Source organism: Streptomyces yangpuensis (assembly GCF_001005295.1).
Classification (GTDB): domain Bacteria; phylum Actinomycetota; class Actinomycetes; order Streptomycetales; family Streptomycetaceae; genus Streptomyces; species Streptomyces yangpuensis.
This window is the reverse complement of the sequence record NZ_LBMK01000004.1, coordinates 144,165-162,511: the sequence shown is the minus strand read 5'-3', so window position 1 is coordinate 162,511 and position 18,347 is coordinate 144,165. Positions and strand designations below refer to the sequence as shown.

Below are 18,347 nucleotides of genomic sequence, written 5' to 3'. Positions count from 1 at the left end.
GCCGCCCCCTGGGCAACGACGGGGCGTGTTACGGGTCCTGGGCCGGGCGGTAGGGGGCGCCGATGCCCCAGGCCTGGTGGAGGACCGCCGCGAACTCCCCCGCCAGCCGGTGCTCGCCGGAGGCGTTGGGGTGGGTGCCGTCGTAGGTGTCGTGGTGGATGTCGTACGAGGCCGGGCGGGCGGCCAGCAGGATCGGCGAGGCGTCCGTGGTGAGGTCGGCCACGGCCTTCGCGAGGAGCTCGTTGAAGCGGGTCACCTCGGCCGCGAAGGGGGCGTCCTCCTCGGCCCGGCTGTTCGGGATGACCGGCAGCAGCACCATGCGGACACCGGGACCGGCCGCGCGGGCCCCCGCTATGAAGCGGCGGACGTTGTCGGCGGTCTGCTCGGCGTCGGTGTAGAAGCCGAGGTCGATCAGGCCCAGGGAGACCAGCAGTACGTCGGGGCGGTGCGCGGCCACGGTCTCGCCCATGACTGGGGCCATGTGCTGCCAGCCCTCGCCCCAGCCGGCCAGGTGGCGGCGGGCGTGCTCCGGGAAGCCCGGGTCGGCGTAGTCGTGGCTGACGGGCGCGTCGGCGGTGGTGTCGTAGACCTCGCAGCGCGGGCCGACGATCCGGTAGGGGCCGCCGAAGGTCGAGTCGAGGTGCTGCCACATCCGGTAGCGCCAGGTGTAGTCGCCGGCGCGTCCGATGGTCATGGAGTCGCCGACGAACATGAAACGCATCCGGTCATCATCGCGGATCACGCGACAGAAGCCCCTGTGACGCCGGACACGCGGCAGCTCCTGGCAGGCTGGGAGGATGCGCCTGTCCCCGCCGTCCGCCGCCGCCCTCGCGAGCGCCGCCGCCACCGCCCTCACCGCCGCCGCCGTCGTCGTCGCCGTGCTGCCGGGTGCGGCGTCCGCCGCGCAGTCCCCCGGGGCGTCCTCGTTCACCATCTCCGACCCGAGGATCAAGGAGTCGAGCGGGCTGGCGGCCAGCCGCATCCATCCGGGGGTCTACTGGACGCACAACGACAGCGAGGACGGCCCGTACGTCTACGCGGTGGACTCGGCCACCGGCAACACGGTGGCCCGGGTGACGCTGACGGGCATCGGCAGGCCGCGCGACGTCGAGGCGATCTCGCTGGGCCCGGACGGGCAGCTCTACGTGGGGGACATCGGCGACAACCGCGGTGGCACCTGGGAGCACGTGTGGATCTACCGCTTCCAGGAGCCGAAGCAACTGGGTGATGTCACCGTCAAGGCAACGCAGTTCACCGTGCGGTACGAGGACGGGCCGCGCGACGCCGAGTCCCTGATGGTGCATCCGGTGACGGGACGGGTCTACATCGCGAGCAAGCACGAGAGCAGGGGCGGCCTGTACGAGGGTCCCGCGGAGCTGTCGGCGGGCGGGGCGAACGTGTTCCGGCGGGTCGCCGACGTCCCGTGGGTGACGGACGGGGCGTTCTCCCCGGACGGGAACCGGCTGGCCCTGCGCGGCTACTTCACCGCCCGGACGTACCCGTGGAAGGACGGCCGGCCGCAGGGCGAGGGCGACCGGGTCGACGCGCCGTGGCAGGGGCAGGCGGAGTCGGTGACGTACACGGCCGACGGCGGGACGCTCATGTTCGGCTCGGAGGGCGCGAACAGCCGGGTCGTCGCGGTGGCGGCCGCGGCCGCCACGCCCGCCGGTTCGGCCTCGCCGCAGCCGGGATCCCCGCCGGACGCGGCGACCGCGCCGGAGCCGACGGGCAGCTTCGCCAAGGGCGCCCTGGTCCTGGCGGCCGCCCTGGCCCTGACCTTCGGCGCGAAGCGCCTCTTCCGCCGCCGCGCACGGGACTGACGCCGCGCGCGGCCCGGACCCGTCCGGGTGCCGAGCGCGCCGGGGGCGCCACGTGCGGGGCTGACGGCGCGCGTCCCGGAGAAACCCGTACGGGTGCCGGGGCCGCCCGGGGTGCGGGGCGCCAGGGGCGCCGGATGCCGACGGAGCCGGGCGCCGGAGACGCTGGGCGCCAGGGCGCTGCGCGCGGCACTGACAGCGCCTGACGCAGAGCCCCTACGAGTGCCCGGGTGCCGACAGGGCCGGATGCCGACCTGGCCGGATACCGACGCAGCCGGGTGCCCGGGGTTACGAGTGGCCGAGGTCCAGGTCTGCGGGCTGGACGTCCGGGGCCGGGGCGGAGCCCGATTCGGAGGCCGGGCGCAGGACGAACTCGTCCGCGGCCATCGAGTCCAGGACCGGCGGGGCCGGCCGCAGCGGCGCCGGCATGACCGCGGCCTCGGAGTGGCCGCCGCAGCCGTAGGACAGCGACACCAGACGGCCGTCGGCCGGACTGAACTCGTTCGCACAGACACCGAAGGCCTGGCCCAGCGAGCCGCCGACGGCGACGAGGAAGCCGCAGGACACACACGACGCGGGGGCGGCCTGCGCCATCGGGGTCTTCGCGCCGAAGGACTCGTCCCAGCGGTCGGCCGCGGTGTGCAGCCCGTACCGGGAGAGCACACGCGCCCGGCGCATGCCGAGTTCCTCGGCGACCGACGTGATGGAGCCGCGCGCGGGCACCGTCACACGGTCGGTGACGTCGGCGTCCTCCGCCTCGACCAGTTCGGCCATCTCGGTGGAGACCACGGAGTTCGGCGGCGGCGTGTCCTCGCCCGACCAGCCCGGCTCCAGCCGCAGGTCGTCGGCCTCGGTGGGCAGCAGGTCGCCCGGGCCCATGTCGCCGGGGCGCAGCCGCTCGCTCCACGGCACCCACTCGGGGGCCAGAAGGGCGTCGTCACCGGGGAGCAGCACCGTTTCGTCGAGGGTGACGTTCTTGGCGCGGGAGGCGCGGGCGACGGTGACGGCCCAGCGCCAGCCGCGGTATCCCGGTTCCTTGGACTCGAAGAAGTGGGTGACGACGCGGTCGCCCTCCGCCACGGCGGAGACGTGGGCGCCCACCACGCCGGGGAAGGCTGCCTCCTCGGCGGCCGCGCGGGCGAGTTCCACCGCCTCGACGCACAGGCGGTCGGGGGTACGCGGGGTACGGCTTCGCGTCGTCGCAGCACTCACTGGTCTCGTTCTCTCCTACGCCGTCTCACGTGTGCGCCGTCCGTACTGTCGTCCACAACGACCCGGTGGTGCTGTCCGTACGAGGAGCGGGCGGAGCGGACCAGAGGGCCGCGTCGACGTCCGCACCCGATCGGACTCCGGGCGCACCTCACTGCGATCCATTCTGCGGGATCACGAAGAGGCGCGCGGCCAGGAGCAACCGCCGGTGGCGCGCTACGCACGCTACCTCCTCTTAAGCCCTGGGCACACATGCAAGGTCCGATTCGCGGACAAGCCGCCGGTTCCGCGACGCGCCGGGAGGCGCCCCGCGGGGGCCGGGTGGGGCACTATGTCGAGTGTGGCACCCGTACGGTCGTCCGACGACGGCTCGGGACCGGCCAGGCGGGCCGGCCGGGCCGTCGGGCGTGCGCTGCACCGTCCGATCACCGGTCCGGCCAAAGGGATCCGGCGGGCCACGCACGCGCACGGGGCCGGTGAGTCGGGCCTCGGCAAGCTGATCGAGCTGCACGCGATCAACGGCGCGGGCGACATGATGATCACGGTGGCGCTGGCGTCGACGGTGTTCTTCTCCGTGCCGACGGACGAAGCTCGGGGCCGGGTGGCCCTGTACCTGGCGATCACGATGGCGCCGTTCACGGTGCTGGCCCCGGTGATCGGTCCGCTGCTGGACCGGCTGCCGCACGGGCGGCGGGCCTCGATGGCGGCGGCGATGCTGGCGCGGGCGGTCCTCGCGCTGCTGATGTCGGCCGTGGTGGCCACGGGGGGTCTGCAGCTGTATCCGGAGGCGCTGGGCGTGCTGGTGGCGTCCAAGTCGTACGGGGTGGTGCGCAGTGCGGTGGTGCCCCGGCTCCTCCCGCCGAAATTCTCACTCGTCAAGGCGAACTCCCGGGTCACGCTGGCCGGTCTGCTGGCGACGGGCGCGGCGGCGCCGCTGGCCGCCGGGCTGAACTCGATCGGGCCGCAGTGGCCGCTGTACGGGGCGTGCGTCGTCTTCGTGGGCGGGACCTTCGCCGCGTTCACGCTGCCCCACAAGGTGGACGAGGCGAAGGGTGAGCGGCGGGCCCGGCTGTCGACGCACGAGGCGCACTCGAAGCGGCCGGGGCTGCGGACGGTGAGCCGCAGCGTGCTGTGCGGGCTGCTGGCGAACGCGTCGATGCGCGCCCTGTCCGGGTTCCTGATCTTCTTCCTGGCGTTCCTGCTGCGGGAGCATCCGCTGGCGGGGCAGAGCGCGGCGGTGTCGCTGGGCATCGTGGGCGTGTCGGCGGGCGTGGGCAACGCGTGCGGTACGGCGGTGGGGGCGTGGCTGCGGGCGCGGGCGCCGGAGGCGATCGTCGCGGCGGTGCTGTGCGTGACGCTGGGGGTGGCGGTGCTGGCGGCCGTCTTCTACAGCGGGGTGTTCGTGGCCGTGCTCGCCGCGACGGCGGGGTTCTGCCAGGCGCTGGCGAAGCTGTCGCTGGACGCGATGATCCAGCGGGACGTTCCGGAGGCGGTACGGACGTCCGCGTTCGCCCGTTCGGAGACGCTGCTCCAGGTGGCGTGGGTGCTGGGCGGGGCGATCGGGATCGTGCTGCCGCTGAACGGCGTCCTGGGCATGGCGGTGGCGGCGGCGATCGTCGCGCTGGGCGCGGTGATGGCCGTCCGCGGCGCCCTGTCGGCCCCCCCCCCCCCCCCCCCCCCCCCCCCCCCCCCCCCCCCCCCCCCCCCCCCCCCCCCCCCTCCCCCCCCCCCCCCCCCCCCCCNGCGGGGCCCGGGGCGGAGCCCCGCTCCTTCAGCCCCGCCGGCGTTTGAGGCGCGGGGGCTCGGGGGGCAGCGCCCCCGCAACGGTGCCGCACGCGACACCGCACCGCCATCGCACCGCCACCCCCACGGGAGCCACCGGCCGGAGCCGAACCGCGCCGCGCCCACCCCGTACGGCCCCCCGGCGGGAGCCACCCGGCGGGAGCCACCCGGCGGGAGCCACACGGCGGGAGCCACGCCGGTCCGCGGTACCCCATGCAGCGGCGCAGCCCAGGGGCCCGATAGCCTTCGGCTCATGACCGCACCGCTTTTCTCGGGTAGGGCCCGCCGCAGCGTCGCGGCCCTCGGAGCCGTGTCCGCCGGCCTCCTCCTTCTCTCCGCCTGCGACAAGCCGACCCCGCTCGCGACCGTGACGGTCGGCAGCTCGTCGGTGTCCGCCGAGGCCTCTTGCCACAACGACGGCAAGGAGCTCTCCATGGACGAGGTCCAGGAGTGCCTCACGAACCTCAAGAACCCCAAGACCATCGAGTACGGGCGCGGCGAGACGCTGCGCCTCGGCGTCGAGCCCGAGGTCGTCGAGGACGGCAAGCGCTGGTCGGCGGTTCTCGACGGCCAGCCGATCACCGAGCCCTCGTCGAGCACGTACCGCAGCTTCCCCAACGCCGACGTCTTCGCGACCGGCGGCCAGGGCGAGGCGCCGACCTCGAAGAAGCTGGCCTTCCTGCAGATCGGCGAGGACGGCAAGCCGCTCGCCGTCTGGTCCTTCAACCTCAAGCTCAAGTAACCGGACGACACCGGTGCGCGCGCTCGTCGTGACGGCGGTGGGGGCGGAGTCGGACTCCGTCCTCACCGGTCTGACCCCTCATCCGGACAGTCCCGGTCCTGAGCCGCGCACACTCCCCCCGGGGCGTCCCCGGACGAAGTCCGGGGAGGGATACCTCATCACCCGCCGGGACCTTCCGGGCATCGCCTTCGACGTGCTCGTCGGCGGCGTCGGCCCGGCGGCGGCCGCCGCCGGCACCGCCACGGCGCTGGCCCTCGCCGAAAACCCCTACGGGCTGGTCGTCAGCGCAGGCATCGGCGGCGGGTTCGTGCCCGCCGCCCCGGTCGGCTCGCTCGTGGTCGCGGACGCGATCGTCGCGGCCGACCTGGGGGCGCAGACCCCCGACGGGTTCGTCGACGTGGCTTCACTGGGCTTCGGGCGCAGTGTGCACCTGCCGCCCGCCGAGCTGGCCGCCCGGGCCGCGGAGGCGACCGGGGCGCTGCTGGCGCCCGTACTGACCGTCTCCACCGTGACCGGTACCGCCGACGGGGCGGCCGCGCTCGCGGCCCGGCACCCGATGGCCGGGGCCGAGGCCATGGAGGGCTTCGGGGTCGCGGAGGCCGCCGCCGCGCACGGGCTGCCCGTACTGGAGATCCGTGCCGTGTCCAACGCCGTGGGCCCGCGCGACCGTGCCGCCTGGCGGATCGGGGACGCGCTGACGGCGCTCGCCGAGGGCTTCCGGGTGCTGGGGCCCGTACTCGCGAACTGGGGAGAACGCCATGAGCAACACCGTGGGCAACGGTGACCCGCTGAGGATCGCCTACTCGCCCTGCCCGAACGACACGTTCGTCTTCGACGCCTGGGCGCACGGCCGGGTGCCCGGCGCGCCCGCCCTGGACGTCACCTTCGCGGACATCGACATCACCAACGGCATGGCCGAGCGCGGCGAGCTGGACGTGCTGAAGGTGTCGTACGCGGTGCTGCCGTGGGTGCTGGAGGAGTACGCGCTGCTGCCGTGCGGCGGGGCCCTGGGGCGCGGCTGCGGCCCGCTGGTGCTGACGGCGGAGCCGGGCCTGGACCTGGCGGGGAAGACGGTCGCGGTGCCGGGCGAACGGTCCACCGCCTACCTGCTGTTCCGGCTGTGGGCGGCGGACGTGCTGCCGGACGGCGTCGGCAAGGTGGTCGTGCTGCCGTTCCACGAGATCATGCCGGCGGTCCGCGACGGCCGGGTGGACGCCGGACTGGTCATCCACGAGGCCCGGTTCACCTATCAGGACTACGGGCTGCACTGCCTGGCCGACATGGGCGAGCACTGGGAGTCCACGACGGGCCTGCCGATCCCCCTCGGCGCGATCATCGCGAAGCGCTCGCTGGGTGCGGAGCGGCTGCGCGAGCTGGCCGAGTCGGCGCGCACCTCGGTCCGGATGGCCTGGGACGACCCGCAGGCCTCCCGCCCGTACGTCCGCGCGCACGCGCAGGAGCTGGACCCGGCCGTCGCCGACCAGCACATCGGGCTGTACGTCAACGAGTTCACGGCGGACCTGGGCGACTCCGGCTACGCGGCGGTGCGCGGGCTGCTGACGCGGGCCGCGGCCGAGGGGCTGGTACCGGCCATCGCGCCGGGCGCGCTCGCCTTCCCGTAACGCCGCCCCGCGGCGCCGCGGGCCGTGCACGGCCGCGCCCCGCCCCTCGCAGGAGGGACGGGGCGCGGCTGTGCGTACGCGGGTCAGACGTCGAGCTGGTCGGCCACCGCACGCAGCAGGCCGGCGATCTTCGTGCCGTGGACCTTGTCGGGGTAGCGGCCGCGCTCCAGCATCGGGGTGATGTTCTCCAGCAGGGTGGTGAGGTCCTGCACGATCGAGGCGAGCTCGTCGGGCTTGCGGCGCTGGGCGGCCGCGACGGACGGCGCCGGGTCCAGGACGGTCACCGAAAGTGCCTGGTCACCGCGCTGTCCGGCGACGACGCCGAACTCGACTCGCTGACCGGGCTTGAGGGCATCGACCCCGGCAGGGAGTACCGACGAGTGGACGAAGACGTCGCCGCCGTCGTCGCGGGAGAGAAAGCCGAAGCCTTTCTCACTGTTGAACCACTTGACCTTGCCGGTAGGCACGTCCGTCCTCTGTCCTTGTGCTCGTCGGGGGTCCGAAGGGCCGCGAACGGCTCCGGACAACAGCGCAGCGGGCCATGTGTGACCCGCCACCTCAAGGCTAATGGTCGGGGGCCGGGTGACAAGACGTTCCCCGGTCCTTCACGGTCGGCTGCTTCGGCCAGGGAACTACCCTGGTGAGGTGACTGTTACTCCTCACTCCGACGAAGCGCGGCCCGGCGACGGACTGGTCAAGGCCGGCGGCATCGTGTTCATCGCCGGGGCCGTGGCCACACTGGCCACGATGGCCCCGCTGTTCCTCGACATCGACCCGTTCCCGTCGTACGCGTGGGCGGTGTGCATGCTGATGGGCGTCGGCTTCGCGATCTCCGCCGCGGGCGTGCTGCGCTCGGCGGCGGCCCAGCGCAGGGCGGCCCGCGCCTCCCAGGGGGTTTAGGCGGACACTTCCCGGGCCTCCGCGGCGACGGGCTGTGCCGCGGCGTACTGCGCGAGCCACTCGGGCAGCGCGGTGAGGTCCGGCAGGACCACGTCCGCGCCCGCCTCGCGCAGTTCCGGCTCGGGGCAGGGCCCGGTAGGGACCGCGACGGACAGCGCGCCCGCGGTGCGGGCGCCGCGTACGTCGCCGATGTGGTCGCCGACGTACACCTGTGCCCCGTGCTCGCGCAGCGCGCCCGCCTTGGCCTCCGCCCACAGCCAGCCGATGACGGCGTCCGGCTCGATGCCGAGGTGCGCCAGGTGCAGGCGGGCGTTGGGCTCGTGCTTGGCGGTGACGACGATCGCGCGGCCTCCCATCGCCTGCACGGCGGCCACGGCCTCGCGGGCGCCCGGCATCGCGGGCGTCGGCCCGATGGCGTGGTCGGGGTAGATCGCCCGGTAGCGGTCCGCCATGGCCGTGATCTCGGCCTCCGGGAACCAGCGCGCGAGCTCCTCCTCCAGCGGGGGCCCCAGACGCGTGACCGCGGCGTCGGCGTCGATGTACGTACCCGTCTCGGCCGACAGCGCCCGGTAGGCGGCCCGGATGCCCGGGCGGGAGTCGATGAGCGTCATGTCGAGGTCGAAGCCGACGGTGAGGTTCATGGGGCCCATTGTGCCGAGGCGGGCGGACGGCGGTGAACGGTGTGACGAACCTCCCCGGAACTCGTGTTCAACCTTTTCGGCGCGGCGGCGCTCAGGACAGGGATGACGGACACGATGAAGGGGAGGGCGGATGCCACCAGGCGCCGAACACCACGCGGTACGGGACCTCGGGCCCGCGTACGGGAACACGTACGGGAGCACGTACGGGCCCGGGAGCGGCCACGCGTACGGGCAGGACGCGGCCGAGCGGGACGCGGCGACCGGCGTCCTCGACTTCGAGACGTTCGCCCGGGCCGCCCAGCGGGGGCTGTACCGGACGGCGTACCTGCTGTGCGGGAACGCCGAGGGCGCACGCGACCTGACCCAGACGACGCTCGCCAAGCTGTTCCAGCACTGGCGGCGCGTGGCCGCCGCCGACAACCCGCAGGCGTACGCCAGGACCGTGCTGACCCGCACCTTCCTCGCCGAGCGGCGCCGGCGGCTGCGGGACCTGCTGGCCCACCGGCGGGCCGACCCGCCGCCGGCCCCGCACCACGCCGACCTGCGCGTCACCCTGCTCGCCGCGCTCGCCGAGCTGCCACCGCGGGCCCGCGCCATGGTCGTGCTGCGCTACTGGGAGGACCTGAGCGTCGAGACGGTCGCGGAACTGCTGCGCTGCAGCGAGGGAACGGTCAAAAGCCAGTGCTCGCGCGCGCTGGCGAAGCTGCGCGTGCGGCTGGGCGACGCCCACGTCTACGCCACCGACTACGCGACCGACCACGCCACCGAGAGCTGAGGAGACGTCATGGGTACCAACGAGGACACTGCCGACGCCCGTACCGCTCTGCTGGTGCGCGAGGCGATGGACCGGGCGACCGAGGAACTGCCCGCGCTGATGGACCTGTCGGGCCCGGCCCGTGCCGAGGGCAGCCGCCGCAGGGCGCGCGTCCGGGTCGCGATCGGCGCCGGGGTGCTGGCCGTCGCCACGCTCGGCGCGGCCACCGCCTCGCTGCTGCCGGGCGACAGCGCCGGGCGCGGCCCCGTCGAGGTCGTGATCGCCGCACCGCCGTCGCCGTCGCCGACGGCTCCGCCGCAGCCGGTCCACATCGAACCGACGCCCGGCGAATCGTCGATGGCCGGCCTGCCGCCCGCCGAGCGGGCCCGGCAGGAGAACTTCCAGGACCGGGCCGTCGGCGTGCTCCAGAGCCTGCTGCCGCCGACGGTCGGCACCGTGCAGCGCACCGACCTGAAGGTGAACTTCTACCGGGCCACCAAGGACGGCAAGGCGTTCCCGCTGATCTTCTCGGTGCGGCCGTCGGGCGAGAAGCCCTCGCCCTGCCAGGAGATCCGGGGCCGCGTCTGCGCGAAGGCCACGCTGCCCGGCGGTATCGAGGCCCACGCCTCGACGATCCCGACCGGCACCGTCACCGAGACGGAGGTCTCCTTCCGCTACGGGACGTGCAACGTCCGGCTGACGGTCTTCCCCGACGAGGCGGCGAACGCGTCCGCTCCCGTCACCCCCGCCCAACTGCTGGACGTGGCCAGGGCGCCCGCCTTCCTCGACCTGGTCAGGGCCGCCGAGGCGCAGCCGATGGAGAAGGAGCAGCGCAGCATCCCCGGCGGCTGAGCGGTGGCGGCCCGTGGGCGCCTCAGCGCCGGCGGGCCCGCCACACCAGGTACAGCACGGAGGCCAGGGCGGCGCCGCGCAGCAGCCAGGGCCACATCCCCTGGACCGCGCCGCCGACCTGGTCGTCGGCCAGGGTCTCGCCCCACGTGCCGTTGGTGCGGCCCCACAGCCACACCGCGGCGCCCGCGAGGACCACGCCGGGCGGCCCGAAGACGGCCCACTTGCGTTCGGCCGGGCGCAGCACCTGTGAGGCGTACGGCAGGAGCCAGCCGATGACGAGCAGCAGCCAGTGGCCGCTGACGACACCGACGACGAGGACGGCCGCGGCCAGCAGCAGGAAGGCGTTGGGCCGCGGACGGGCCGGGGCGGCGGCCGCCTCCGGCTCCGCGCCGGCCGCCGCCTTCGCGGCCTCGGCCTTCGCCTCGGCCTTCGCGCGCCGCCGCTCGCGCAGGAACCGTACGAGGCTGCGGGCACCCGAGTCCGGCGGCCCGGTCGGCGGGGCCGTCTTCTCCTCCTCGGCGTCCTCCTCCGGCCCGCCTCTGAACAGGTCCGGGATCTCGATGCCGCCCGCGAAGCCCTCGACCTGCGGGCCGCCCCCGTGGCTGCCGGAGGTCATCCGCCACCAGTCGGGCTCGGCGCCGCCGGACGGGCCGAGCTCGTCCAGCCCGGCCAGGTGCGGCGGTACGTTCTCCGGCTCGGGCTCCCGCTCCGGCGCCGGCCGCGGCGTGGGCACCCCGGGCAGCCGCAGGCGGCCCGCGGGCCGGGGGATCCGCTGCGCGGGCACCGACGTGGCAGGCTCGGCGGGGCCGGCGGCGGGGGCCGCGCCCGGCCGCGAGCCGACGGTGTCCAGGACCTCCTCGGGTGTGCCGATGCGCTCCAGGATGCGGCGTACGGCCGCCGGGGTCTCCGGGTCGTACTTGGCGCGCCGACGGTCGATCTCGTCCCGCAGGCCGGCCACGAGCCGCATCCGGTCGCCGGAGGAGAGGTGCCGGCGTTGCGCCAAGTCCCCGACGGCGCTCAGATATTCGTAGACCAGGTGGTCGCTTTCGATCCCCACGCCCAGGCTCCTCCCGTACCGCCTCTCCCGAAGGTAGCGCGTGCGCCCGTGGAGCCGCCCCGGGCACAGCGGATACCGTTGGCCGGATGGGGACCGGCCGATACGACCGGCCGACGCGACCGGGAGGCGACTGTGCCCGAGCCAAGCACTGCTGCGGGAGCTCCGGAGAGCGGGACCGGGGCGAACTCCCCGCGCTCGCTCGCCGAGGCGCTGCGCGCCCGGGACGACGCGGCGCTCTCCGCGCTGCTGCACTCCCGTCCTGACCTGCTGAACCCGGTACCGGGCGATGTCACCCAGCTCGCCACGCGCGCCGGGACCCGGGCCTCGGTGGTGCGGGCGCTGGAGCGCCTGGACCGGTTCACGCTGCAGACCGCCGAGGCCCTGGCCGTGGCCCCGGACCCGTGCCCGTACCCGGTGCTGGAGGGGCTGCTGACCGGCGGCGAGGACGAGCGGGCCCGTACCGCGCTGCCCCGGGCCCTGGGCGTGCTGCGCGACCAGGCCCTGGTGTGGGGGGACGAGGACCGGCTGCGGCTGGTGCGCACCGCCCGCGAGGTGCTCGCGCCGTCCGCGCAGCGGCCCTCGCCGACGGGGCTCGGGCCCACCGTCGCCGAGGCCACGGCGGGGATGTCGCCGACCCGGGTGCAGGAGATCGTGGCGGCGGCCGGGCTGCCCGCCACGCACGACCCGGTCTCCGCGGTTACGGCGCTGACCGCGCTGTTCACCGATCCGGAGCGGATGTCGGCGCTGCTGGACGAGGCCCCGGCCGAGGCGCACCAGGTGCTGGGGCGGCTGGTGTGGGGGCCGCCGTACGGGGAGGTGACCCCGAATCCGGCGCCGCCGGTGCGCTGGCTGCGCGACCGGGGGCTGCTGCTGCCCGCGACGGCGCGGACCGTGGTCCTGCCGCGGGAGGTGGCGCTGCACCTGCGCGGCGGGCTCGCGCACAAGGACACGGCGCCGGTGGCCCCGCCGGTGACGGCGCACCGCGAGCACCGTCCACAGCTTGTGGACGCGAACGCCGCCGGACAGGCGCTGGCCGCGCTGGCCACCGTCGAGGAACTGGTGAAGTCCTGGGAGCACACCGGTCCGCCGGTGCTGCGGGCGGGCGGGCTGTCCGTACGGGACCTGAAGCGGGTCGCGTCCGGCCTGGACACCACCGAGGCGTCGGCCGCGTTCTGGATCGAACTGGCCTACGCGGCCGGGCTGCTGGCCGGCGACGGGGAGGCGGACGAGCGGTACGCGCCCACTCCGGCCTTCGACGGCTGGCGCGAACTGCCGCCCGCCGAGCGGTGGTCGGCGCTGGCGACCGCGTGGCTGCCGGCGACCCGTACGGCCGGTCTGGTCGGCGAGCAGGACGCGAAGGGGCGCACGCTGTCGGCGCTCGGCCCCGAACTGGACCGGTCCGCCGCGCCCGAGGTGCGCCGGCGGGTCCTGGAACTCCTGGCGGACCTGCCGGAGGGCGCCTCGGCCGACACGGACGCGGTGCTGGCGCGGCTCGCGTGGGAGCGTCCCGTGCGCACGGCGAGCGACCTGCGGGCCCGGCTGGCGCACTGGGCGCTGACCGAGGCGGAGGTCCTCGGCGTGACCGGCCGGGGCGCCCTGTCGGGGCCGGGCCGGGCCCTGCTGGAGCACCGGGACCCGGCGCCGCTGCTGGCGCCGCTGCTGCCGGAGCCGGTGGACCACGTGCTGCTCCAGGCCGACCTGACGGCGGTGGCGCCGGGACCGCTGCGCCGCCCGCTCGGGGACACCCTGGCGGTGCTCGCGGACGTGGAGTCCAAGGGCGGGGCGACGGTGTACCGGTTCACGCCGGGCTCGGTGCGGCGGGCGCTGGACGCGGGCCATGCGGCCGCCGATCTGCACGCCTTCCTCAAGGAGCACAGCCGTACGCCGGTGCCGCAGCCGCTGGCGTACCTGATCGACGACGTGGCGCGGCGGCACGGGCACCTGCGGGTCGGCGCGGCCTCCTCGTACGTGCGCTGCGACGACGACGCGATGCTCGGCGAGATCCTCGCGGACAAGCGGTCGGCGGGGCTGGGTCTGCGCAGGCTGGCGCCTACGGTGCTGGCCGCGCGGGCCGAACCGACCGCGCTGCTGGAGGGGCTGCGGGCGATGGGGTACGCGCCGGCCGCGGAGTCGGGCACCGGCGACGTGCTGGTGGCCCGGGCCGACGCCCACCGCACGCCGCCCCGTTCGGCGCCCGTACCGGTGCCGGACGGCCCGCCGGTGCCGGACGCGACGCTGCTGGGGGCGGCCGTACGGGCGATCCGTGCGGGCGACCTGGCGGCGACGGCGGTCCGCAAGGAGCCGGGGCCGGGGCCGACGGCGGGCGTACCGGGCGAGCTCCCGCGCACGAGCGCGGCGGAGACGCTGGCGACGGTGCAGGCGGCGGCCCTGACCGGGTCGGCGGTGTGGATCGGCTACGTGAACGCGGACGGCGCGGCAAGCCAGCGGGTCATCGCCCCGGTCCGGGTCGAGGGCGGCTTCGTCACGGGCTACGACCACACGGCGGACGAGGTCCGCACCTACGCCCTCCACCGCGTCACGGGCGTAGCCGAACTCGCCGACGAACATCTCTGACCCGATTTCAGCCTCGCCGGCGTGGATCTTCCAGCCTCGCCGGCGTTTGAGGCGCGGGGTCCGGGGGCGGCGCCCCGACCTTCCAGCCCCGCCGCACCATCCAGCCTCGCCGGCGTTTGAGGCGCGGGGTCCGGGGGCGGAGCCCCGGTCTTCCAGCCTCGCCGGCGTTTGAGGCGCGGGGGTCCGGGGGCGGCGCCCCCGGCAACGGCGCGGCACCCGCAGGGAAATCGGCTGGCGGCCCGCCCCCGCCGCCGTACACCCTGACCCCATGCACAACGCCCCGTACCGCCGGATCCGCGCCGCCCACACCGACACCACGATCACCGTCTACCAGGCCTACGCCCCGCACCTCGGGGTCCCGGCGGCCCGCGACAACCGTTTCCCGCCCGCCTGGAAGCGGGAGCGGATGACGTGGATCAAGCCGTCGTTCCTGTGGATGATGTACCGCTGCGGCTGGGCCACCAAGGCCGACCAGGAGACGGTGCTGGCGGTCGAGATCACCCGCGAGGGCTTCGACCGGGCGCTGCGCGACGCCTGCCTGTCGCACTACGAGGCGGGCGTGCACGCGGACCGGGCCGCCTGGCAGGAGTCGCTGCGCGGCGCGCCCGCCCGCGTGCAGTGGGATCCGGAGCGTGACCTGCACCTGAACCCGCTGCCGTACCGCTCGCTGCAGCTGGGCCTGTCGGGGCCGGCCTCGCGCGCGTACGCCGACGAGTGGACGGTCTCCATCCGCGATGTGACCCCGCTGGCCCGTGAGGTCCACGGTCTGCTCCGGTCGGGCGCGCCGGGCGCCGAGGACGCGGCGCGCGCACTGCTGCCGGTGGAGACCCCGTACCCGGCGGGGCCGCTGGAGCACCTCGGCGCATGAGTGCGCCCCGCCCCGTCAGTCCCGGACGAGCAGCACGACGAAACCGACGACGGCACCCACGAGCAGGGCGATCACGCAGTAGCGGGGCCGTGATTCACGCAGCACCGGCAGGTAGTGGTCGACGGCGTAGCGGCCGGGGCCGGTGAGCGTGAGGGCGATGACCGAGGCGAACAGCACCACTTCGAGCTCGATGCCCTTGGGCGGGAAGTAGGCGTCGAAGCCCCGGACGGCGAGGATGTTGATGAAGACGCCGGTCAGTGCCGCACCGGCGAGCGGGGTGAGCAGGCCGAGGGCGAGGCCGAGGCCGCCGAGGGTCTCGGAGAGGCCGGCGATGACGGCCATGGCGTCCCCGGCGGGGTAGCCGGCCATGGAGAAGCCCTTGCCGGTCGCGGTGAGGCCCGGGCCGCCGAACCAGCCGAAGAGCTTCATCGTGCCGTGCCCGGCCATCGAGAGGCCGACGACGAGCCGGAGCACGAGCAGCCCGATGTCGTGGACGGTGGTGCCTGCGGGTGCGGTGGAGTCGTGGAGGAGCGAGCGGTCGAAGCGTGATTGCGTCATGAGCGTGAGCGTCCGTTCGTCAGGAGCGTACGGTCCCCCCTGCGTCGCCTGTGAGCGACGGCCACCCTATGACGCCGGTCCGCGATCACCCGGCCGCAACGTCGTCGGCTCCCGTCCTCGACCCGTTCGGCCCCGGTGCCACCCCGGGCCCGGCGGCCGGTGCCCGGCTCACCTGGGCGCGTAGTCGATCCGCGTCCCGTCGAAGGGCCACACGGCGTGCAGCCAGGTCAGTACGGCGTCGCGCAGCGGGGCGTCCAGGTGTGCGCGGTCGGCCCGCACCCATGAGGACAGTGCCGGCGGCAGGGGCAGAAGGGGTTCCCGCATAGCGGCTACGCCGCCTCGGCTGCTTGGGGGGCTTCGGCCGGGCGGGCCTGCCGCTTCAGCTGTATGCGGCTTGCCACCAGAATGTCACCCCCCGATCGCGGTGACGCTCCAGGTCCATGATCCGGCACCCGGCATGGCCGTTAGCTCATCGGGGCGGGGTCGGATTGGATCAGGTGATGGGCAGTCGGATGCATTGATGCTCAGCCACCACCGTCCGGGTACGCCCTTGCGGCTGAAACAGCACCAGGGGTGGCTGAAATGCGGGTGGATGACGGTCGGGCCGCTGGCGATATCGATCAGGCCAGCATCCACTGAATTCAGGAAAGCCCGCCGCAGCTGTTCAGCCAAAACGGCTTGGAAGCGCCTACATTCTCGCGCTCTCTCGGAGAGTGTCGCCGCGAGGGAAACATCAGCAGTTCCTCAAGCCTCTTGATCATCCCGCGAAGATCACTAGTGTTGACCCCGCTCCACCGAATACGACCATCTGCAAATCGGGGAACATTAGATGAAGCTCAAGAATTCGGTTCGCGCGGCGCTGCTGACCACAGCGCTGATAGCAGGAACTGCCGTCCCGGCCTTCGCTGATGGCGGTTCCGCTGTCAGTACTCCGGAACAGGCCGTGGCTGCGGTCCAGAAGGCCACTGGCACCGCTGGCATCGCCACCGGCGCCAACGCGGGTGCGGTCATGGCGACGGACCGTGGTCTCGTCACCGTGACCACTCCGGCCAGCGCTGAGGGGCAGCTGAGTGTGGCGGCCTCCGACGGGTCCGCAGTCACGATGACCTTACCCGCAGCGGTCGATGCGGCGGGCGCCACCTCGGCGGCCGGCACAACCGTTTACCCCAACGCGGCCGCGAACACCGACCTCGCCGCCCAGGCCACCGTCGCCGGCGGGGCCCGGGCGCTGGTGACCCTCAAGAACGCCGACGCGCCGACCACTCAGCGCTTCGACCTCGGCCTTCCTGAGGGTGCCTCTCTGGTGGCCGATGGAGCCGGCGGCTACGACATCGTCACTTCCGCGGGTGGTGCCGGCGTCGTCGCCCGCGGTCACATCGACGCTCCGTGGGCGAAGGACGCGAACGGCAAGGCTGTTCCCACGAGCTACAGCCTCGACGGAAACACCCTGGTCCAGAAGATCGAGACCAGCTCCGACACCGCCTTCCCCGTGGTGGCCGACCCCCACTACACCTGGGGCATCATCAGCGGCACCGTGTACTTCAACAAGAACGAGACCAAGGTCATCGCTCTCGGCGGAACCGTTGTGTCCTGGCTGCCGCACCCGGCCGCGGTCGCCGGAGGCCGGTCTCTCGCAGGGATCGCCGGGTACGCAGTCGCGACCGACCAGTGCATCAAGTTCAAGGTCAACCCCTCGCTGCTTCCCCTTTCGCCGGCGGCGGCCGTGGCCGGAAGCGGAACTTACGGTGGAAGCGCTGGCGACGGATACTGCAGGTAAAAGACCGGCAGCCACACTCTCCCCTCACGGGGAGCGCGGCTGACTCTGGCGGCCGAAGAGAAACATCTCGGCTTCCGATTCTGAAAGGTTCCGGAATGGATACTCTGACCGCTCTGGCGTCGGCCGCTTTCGGCTCTACCGTGTATCTCGTTGCGTTATCGACTGTGAAATGGCTCAATCAGCTGTCCCGGGGAGTCAAGATAGCGGGCCTGATTGTGACCGGCATGGTTCTGTGCGCAGTCCTCGGGATAATTGCGGTCGCGAGTCACAGCGTCGTGGTCGGGTTCATCGTGGGAGCCGTCCTGACACCGCCGATCCACCGGTGGATCCTGCAACGGCGCAATCACGCTGCCAGTTCTTGACCTCACGGTCCCCCGGAGGCGTCGGCTCGCCGACGCCTCCGGGGGCCACGCCTCGGTTCACACCGGTGAGACTGTGTGAAAGCGATCTTCTGGCGGCACGCGCACAAAGACAGGGCCTCCTGGTGGTTCGGGATGAGACACGCCGAACTGTCCCGGGAGGCCCTGTTGCCATGCTCGCGGCTCACTGCTGGCGTTCGCGCGCCGAAGCTCTGCTGATCATCGGTCATGCCCGGACCGTACGCGCCCCCTCCGCGAGCGTCAGCAGCTTCTCCACCGGCCACTGGTCGTCGACGTGCTCCCCGTACGACCGGGCCAGGACGGTCCCGTCGGGGGCGATCAGGAAGTCGGCGGGCAGGCCGAGACGGCCGTTGTCCTGGGTCCGGGCAGGTGCCTTCTGCCGTCCGCGCAGCAGCTCGACCGTGCCGACGGCGACCGCGCGCAGTACGGGCCACCAGGCGCGGGGGCTGAGCAGCGCGCGGGGGGAGGACCCGACGCCGAACTCCGCGTACAGCCGCTTGCCCGGGTCGGCGACGACCGCGAAGGGCAGGTCGGCCACGTGCGGGCGCAGTTCGCCGGCGGCGGAGTGGAAGACGACGACCTCCCGGATGCCGGCGGCCTCGATCTCGGCGTGCCGGCGCACGACCGACCGCAGGTGCAGGTGGCAGACGGGGCAGCCGGCGAACCGGCGGAACTGCAGATGGACCAGGCGTTCGGGGTCGGGGACGGCGACGGGTGCGCCGTCGCTGACGGCGGTCAGGGAGCGGGGTCGGACGGTGGAGCCGGGATCGAGCCGCACAGGGACCTCCTCGGTAGGCGTATGCCGTACACCTAA

18 protein-coding genes and 1 pseudogene are annotated in these 18,347 nt (G+C 74.0%); 11 read left to right on the top strand and 8 right to left on the bottom strand.

Translation table 11 applies throughout. The annotated features are described in order from the left end of the window. Nucleotides 1-28: 28 nt before the first annotated feature. Nucleotides 29-721 carry a GDSL-type esterase/lipase family protein gene (locus AAT21_RS22195; RefSeq protein WP_046778716.1) on the bottom strand — a complete coding sequence of 231 codons (693 nt, stop codon included), beginning with the start codon at nucleotides 719-721 and terminating at the stop codon, nucleotides 29-31. Nucleotides 722-797: 76 nt separating this feature from the next. Between AAT21_RS22195 and AAT21_RS22190 the strand changes: the two genes are divergently transcribed. Beyond that, complete coding sequence (locus tag AAT21_RS22190) at nucleotides 798-1,820, top strand: hypothetical protein (RefSeq protein WP_046778715.1); 1,023 nt, start codon at nucleotides 798-800, stop codon at nucleotides 1,818-1,820. A gap of 285 nt (nucleotides 1,821-2,105) precedes the next feature. Here the strand turns inward: AAT21_RS22190 and AAT21_RS22185 are convergent, their stop codons facing one another. Next, nucleotides 2,106-3,029 carry a DUF3027 domain-containing protein gene (locus tag AAT21_RS22185; protein WP_046778714.1) on the bottom strand — a complete coding sequence of 308 codons (924 nt, stop codon included), beginning with the start codon at nucleotides 3,027-3,029 and terminating at the stop codon, nucleotides 2,106-2,108. Between the two features lie 328 nt (nucleotides 3,030-3,357). Here AAT21_RS22185 and AAT21_RS22180 point away from each other — a divergent pair. From AAT21_RS22180 to AAT21_RS22170, 4 genes and pseudogenes are all read left to right on the top strand, one after another. Then, a pseudogene (locus AAT21_RS22180) lies at nucleotides 3,358-4,768 on the top strand (MFS transporter); the annotation flags it as partial. A 293-nt stretch (nucleotides 4,769-5,061) separates the two neighbouring features. After that, a complete protein-coding gene (locus AAT21_RS39255) occupies nucleotides 5,062-5,550 on the top strand; it encodes a hypothetical protein (protein ID WP_030030515.1) in 489 nt (162 codons plus the stop codon). Between the two features lie 13 nt (nucleotides 5,551-5,563). Beyond that, complete coding sequence (locus AAT21_RS22175) at nucleotides 5,564-6,334, top strand: futalosine hydrolase (protein ID WP_046778713.1); 771 nt, start codon at nucleotides 5,564-5,566, stop codon at nucleotides 6,332-6,334. Next, nucleotides 6,309-7,172 carry a 1,4-dihydroxy-6-naphthoate synthase gene (locus AAT21_RS22170; protein WP_046778712.1) on the top strand — a complete coding sequence of 288 codons (864 nt, stop codon included), beginning with the start codon at nucleotides 6,309-6,311 and terminating at the stop codon, nucleotides 7,170-7,172. Before AAT21_RS22175 ends, AAT21_RS22170 begins: the two co-directional genes overlap by 26 nt. Before the next feature lie 83 nt (nucleotides 7,173-7,255). On the opposite strand, the gene AAT21_RS39895 is transcribed toward AAT21_RS22170, so the two are convergent. After that, nucleotides 7,256-7,639 (bottom strand): cold-shock protein, encoded by a 384-nt coding sequence (locus AAT21_RS39895; RefSeq protein ID WP_030012939.1) that lies wholly within the window; start codon nucleotides 7,637-7,639, stop codon nucleotides 7,256-7,258. Between the two features lie 178 nt (nucleotides 7,640-7,817). Between AAT21_RS39895 and AAT21_RS22160 the strand changes: the two genes are divergently transcribed. After that, entirely contained in the window at nucleotides 7,818-8,072 is a 255-nt protein-coding gene (locus AAT21_RS22160; protein ID WP_046778711.1) for a hypothetical protein, read from the top strand. Here AAT21_RS22160 and AAT21_RS22155 read toward each other — a convergent pair. Then, nucleotides 8,069-8,713, bottom strand: coding sequence for an HAD family hydrolase (locus AAT21_RS22155; RefSeq protein ID WP_235439096.1), 645 nt, complete (start codon nucleotides 8,711-8,713; stop codon nucleotides 8,069-8,071). The two genes, AAT21_RS22160 and AAT21_RS22155, sit on opposite strands and share 4 nt — an antisense overlap. Nucleotides 8,714-8,843: 130 nt before the next feature. Between AAT21_RS22155 and AAT21_RS22150 the strand changes: the two genes are divergently transcribed. Further along, nucleotides 8,844-9,488 (top strand): SigE family RNA polymerase sigma factor, encoded by a 645-nt coding sequence (locus AAT21_RS22150; RefSeq protein WP_079025881.1) that lies wholly within the window; start codon nucleotides 8,844-8,846, stop codon nucleotides 9,486-9,488. A gap of 9 nt (nucleotides 9,489-9,497) precedes the next feature. Next, entirely contained in the window at nucleotides 9,498-10,319 is an 822-nt protein-coding gene (locus tag AAT21_RS22145; protein ID WP_046778709.1) for a hypothetical protein, read from the top strand. A 22-nt stretch (nucleotides 10,320-10,341) separates the two neighbouring features. On the opposite strand, the gene AAT21_RS22140 is transcribed toward AAT21_RS22145, so the two are convergent. Further along, on the bottom strand, nucleotides 10,342-11,376 hold the full coding sequence (locus AAT21_RS22140) for a hypothetical protein (RefSeq protein ID WP_046778708.1): 1,035 nt from the start codon (nucleotides 11,374-11,376) through the stop codon (nucleotides 10,342-10,344). A gap of 132 nt (nucleotides 11,377-11,508) precedes the next feature. Here AAT21_RS22140 and AAT21_RS22135 point away from each other — a divergent pair, with 132 nt between their 5' ends. Together AAT21_RS22135 and AAT21_RS22130 are read left to right on the top strand one after the other, a co-directional pair. Further along, nucleotides 11,509-13,950, top strand: coding sequence for a helicase C-terminal domain-containing protein (locus AAT21_RS22135; RefSeq protein ID WP_046778707.1), 2,442 nt, complete (start codon nucleotides 11,509-11,511; stop codon nucleotides 13,948-13,950). A 268-nt stretch (nucleotides 13,951-14,218) separates the two neighbouring features. Continuing rightward, nucleotides 14,219-14,818 carry a DUF4291 domain-containing protein gene (locus AAT21_RS22130; protein ID WP_046778706.1) on the top strand — a complete coding sequence of 200 codons (600 nt, stop codon included), beginning with the start codon at nucleotides 14,219-14,221 and terminating at the stop codon, nucleotides 14,816-14,818. Between the two features lie 15 nt (nucleotides 14,819-14,833). Here AAT21_RS22130 and AAT21_RS22125 read toward each other — a convergent pair whose 3' ends face one another. Next, nucleotides 14,834-15,376: a DoxX family protein gene (locus AAT21_RS22125; protein WP_046778705.1), complete on the bottom strand. Its 543-nt coding sequence runs from the start codon at nucleotides 15,374-15,376 to the stop codon at nucleotides 14,834-14,836. 168 nt (nucleotides 15,377-15,544) lie between these two features. After that, on the bottom strand, nucleotides 15,545-15,700 hold the full coding sequence (locus AAT21_RS37715; RefSeq protein ID WP_157879768.1) for a hypothetical protein: 156 nt from the start codon (nucleotides 15,698-15,700) through the stop codon (nucleotides 15,545-15,547). A gap of 505 nt (nucleotides 15,701-16,205) precedes the next feature. On the opposite strand from AAT21_RS37715, the gene AAT21_RS37710 reads away from it, so the two are divergent. Beyond that, complete coding sequence (locus tag AAT21_RS37710; protein ID WP_157879767.1) at nucleotides 16,206-17,153, top strand: hypothetical protein; 948 nt, start codon at nucleotides 16,206-16,208, stop codon at nucleotides 17,151-17,153. A 585-nt stretch (nucleotides 17,154-17,738) separates the two neighbouring features. On the opposite strand, the gene AAT21_RS22115 is transcribed toward AAT21_RS37710, so the two are convergent. Further along, nucleotides 17,739-18,311, bottom strand: coding sequence for a peroxiredoxin-like family protein (locus AAT21_RS22115; RefSeq protein ID WP_046778704.1), 573 nt, complete (start codon nucleotides 18,309-18,311; stop codon nucleotides 17,739-17,741). Between the last annotated feature and the right edge of the window lie 36 nt (nucleotides 18,312-18,347).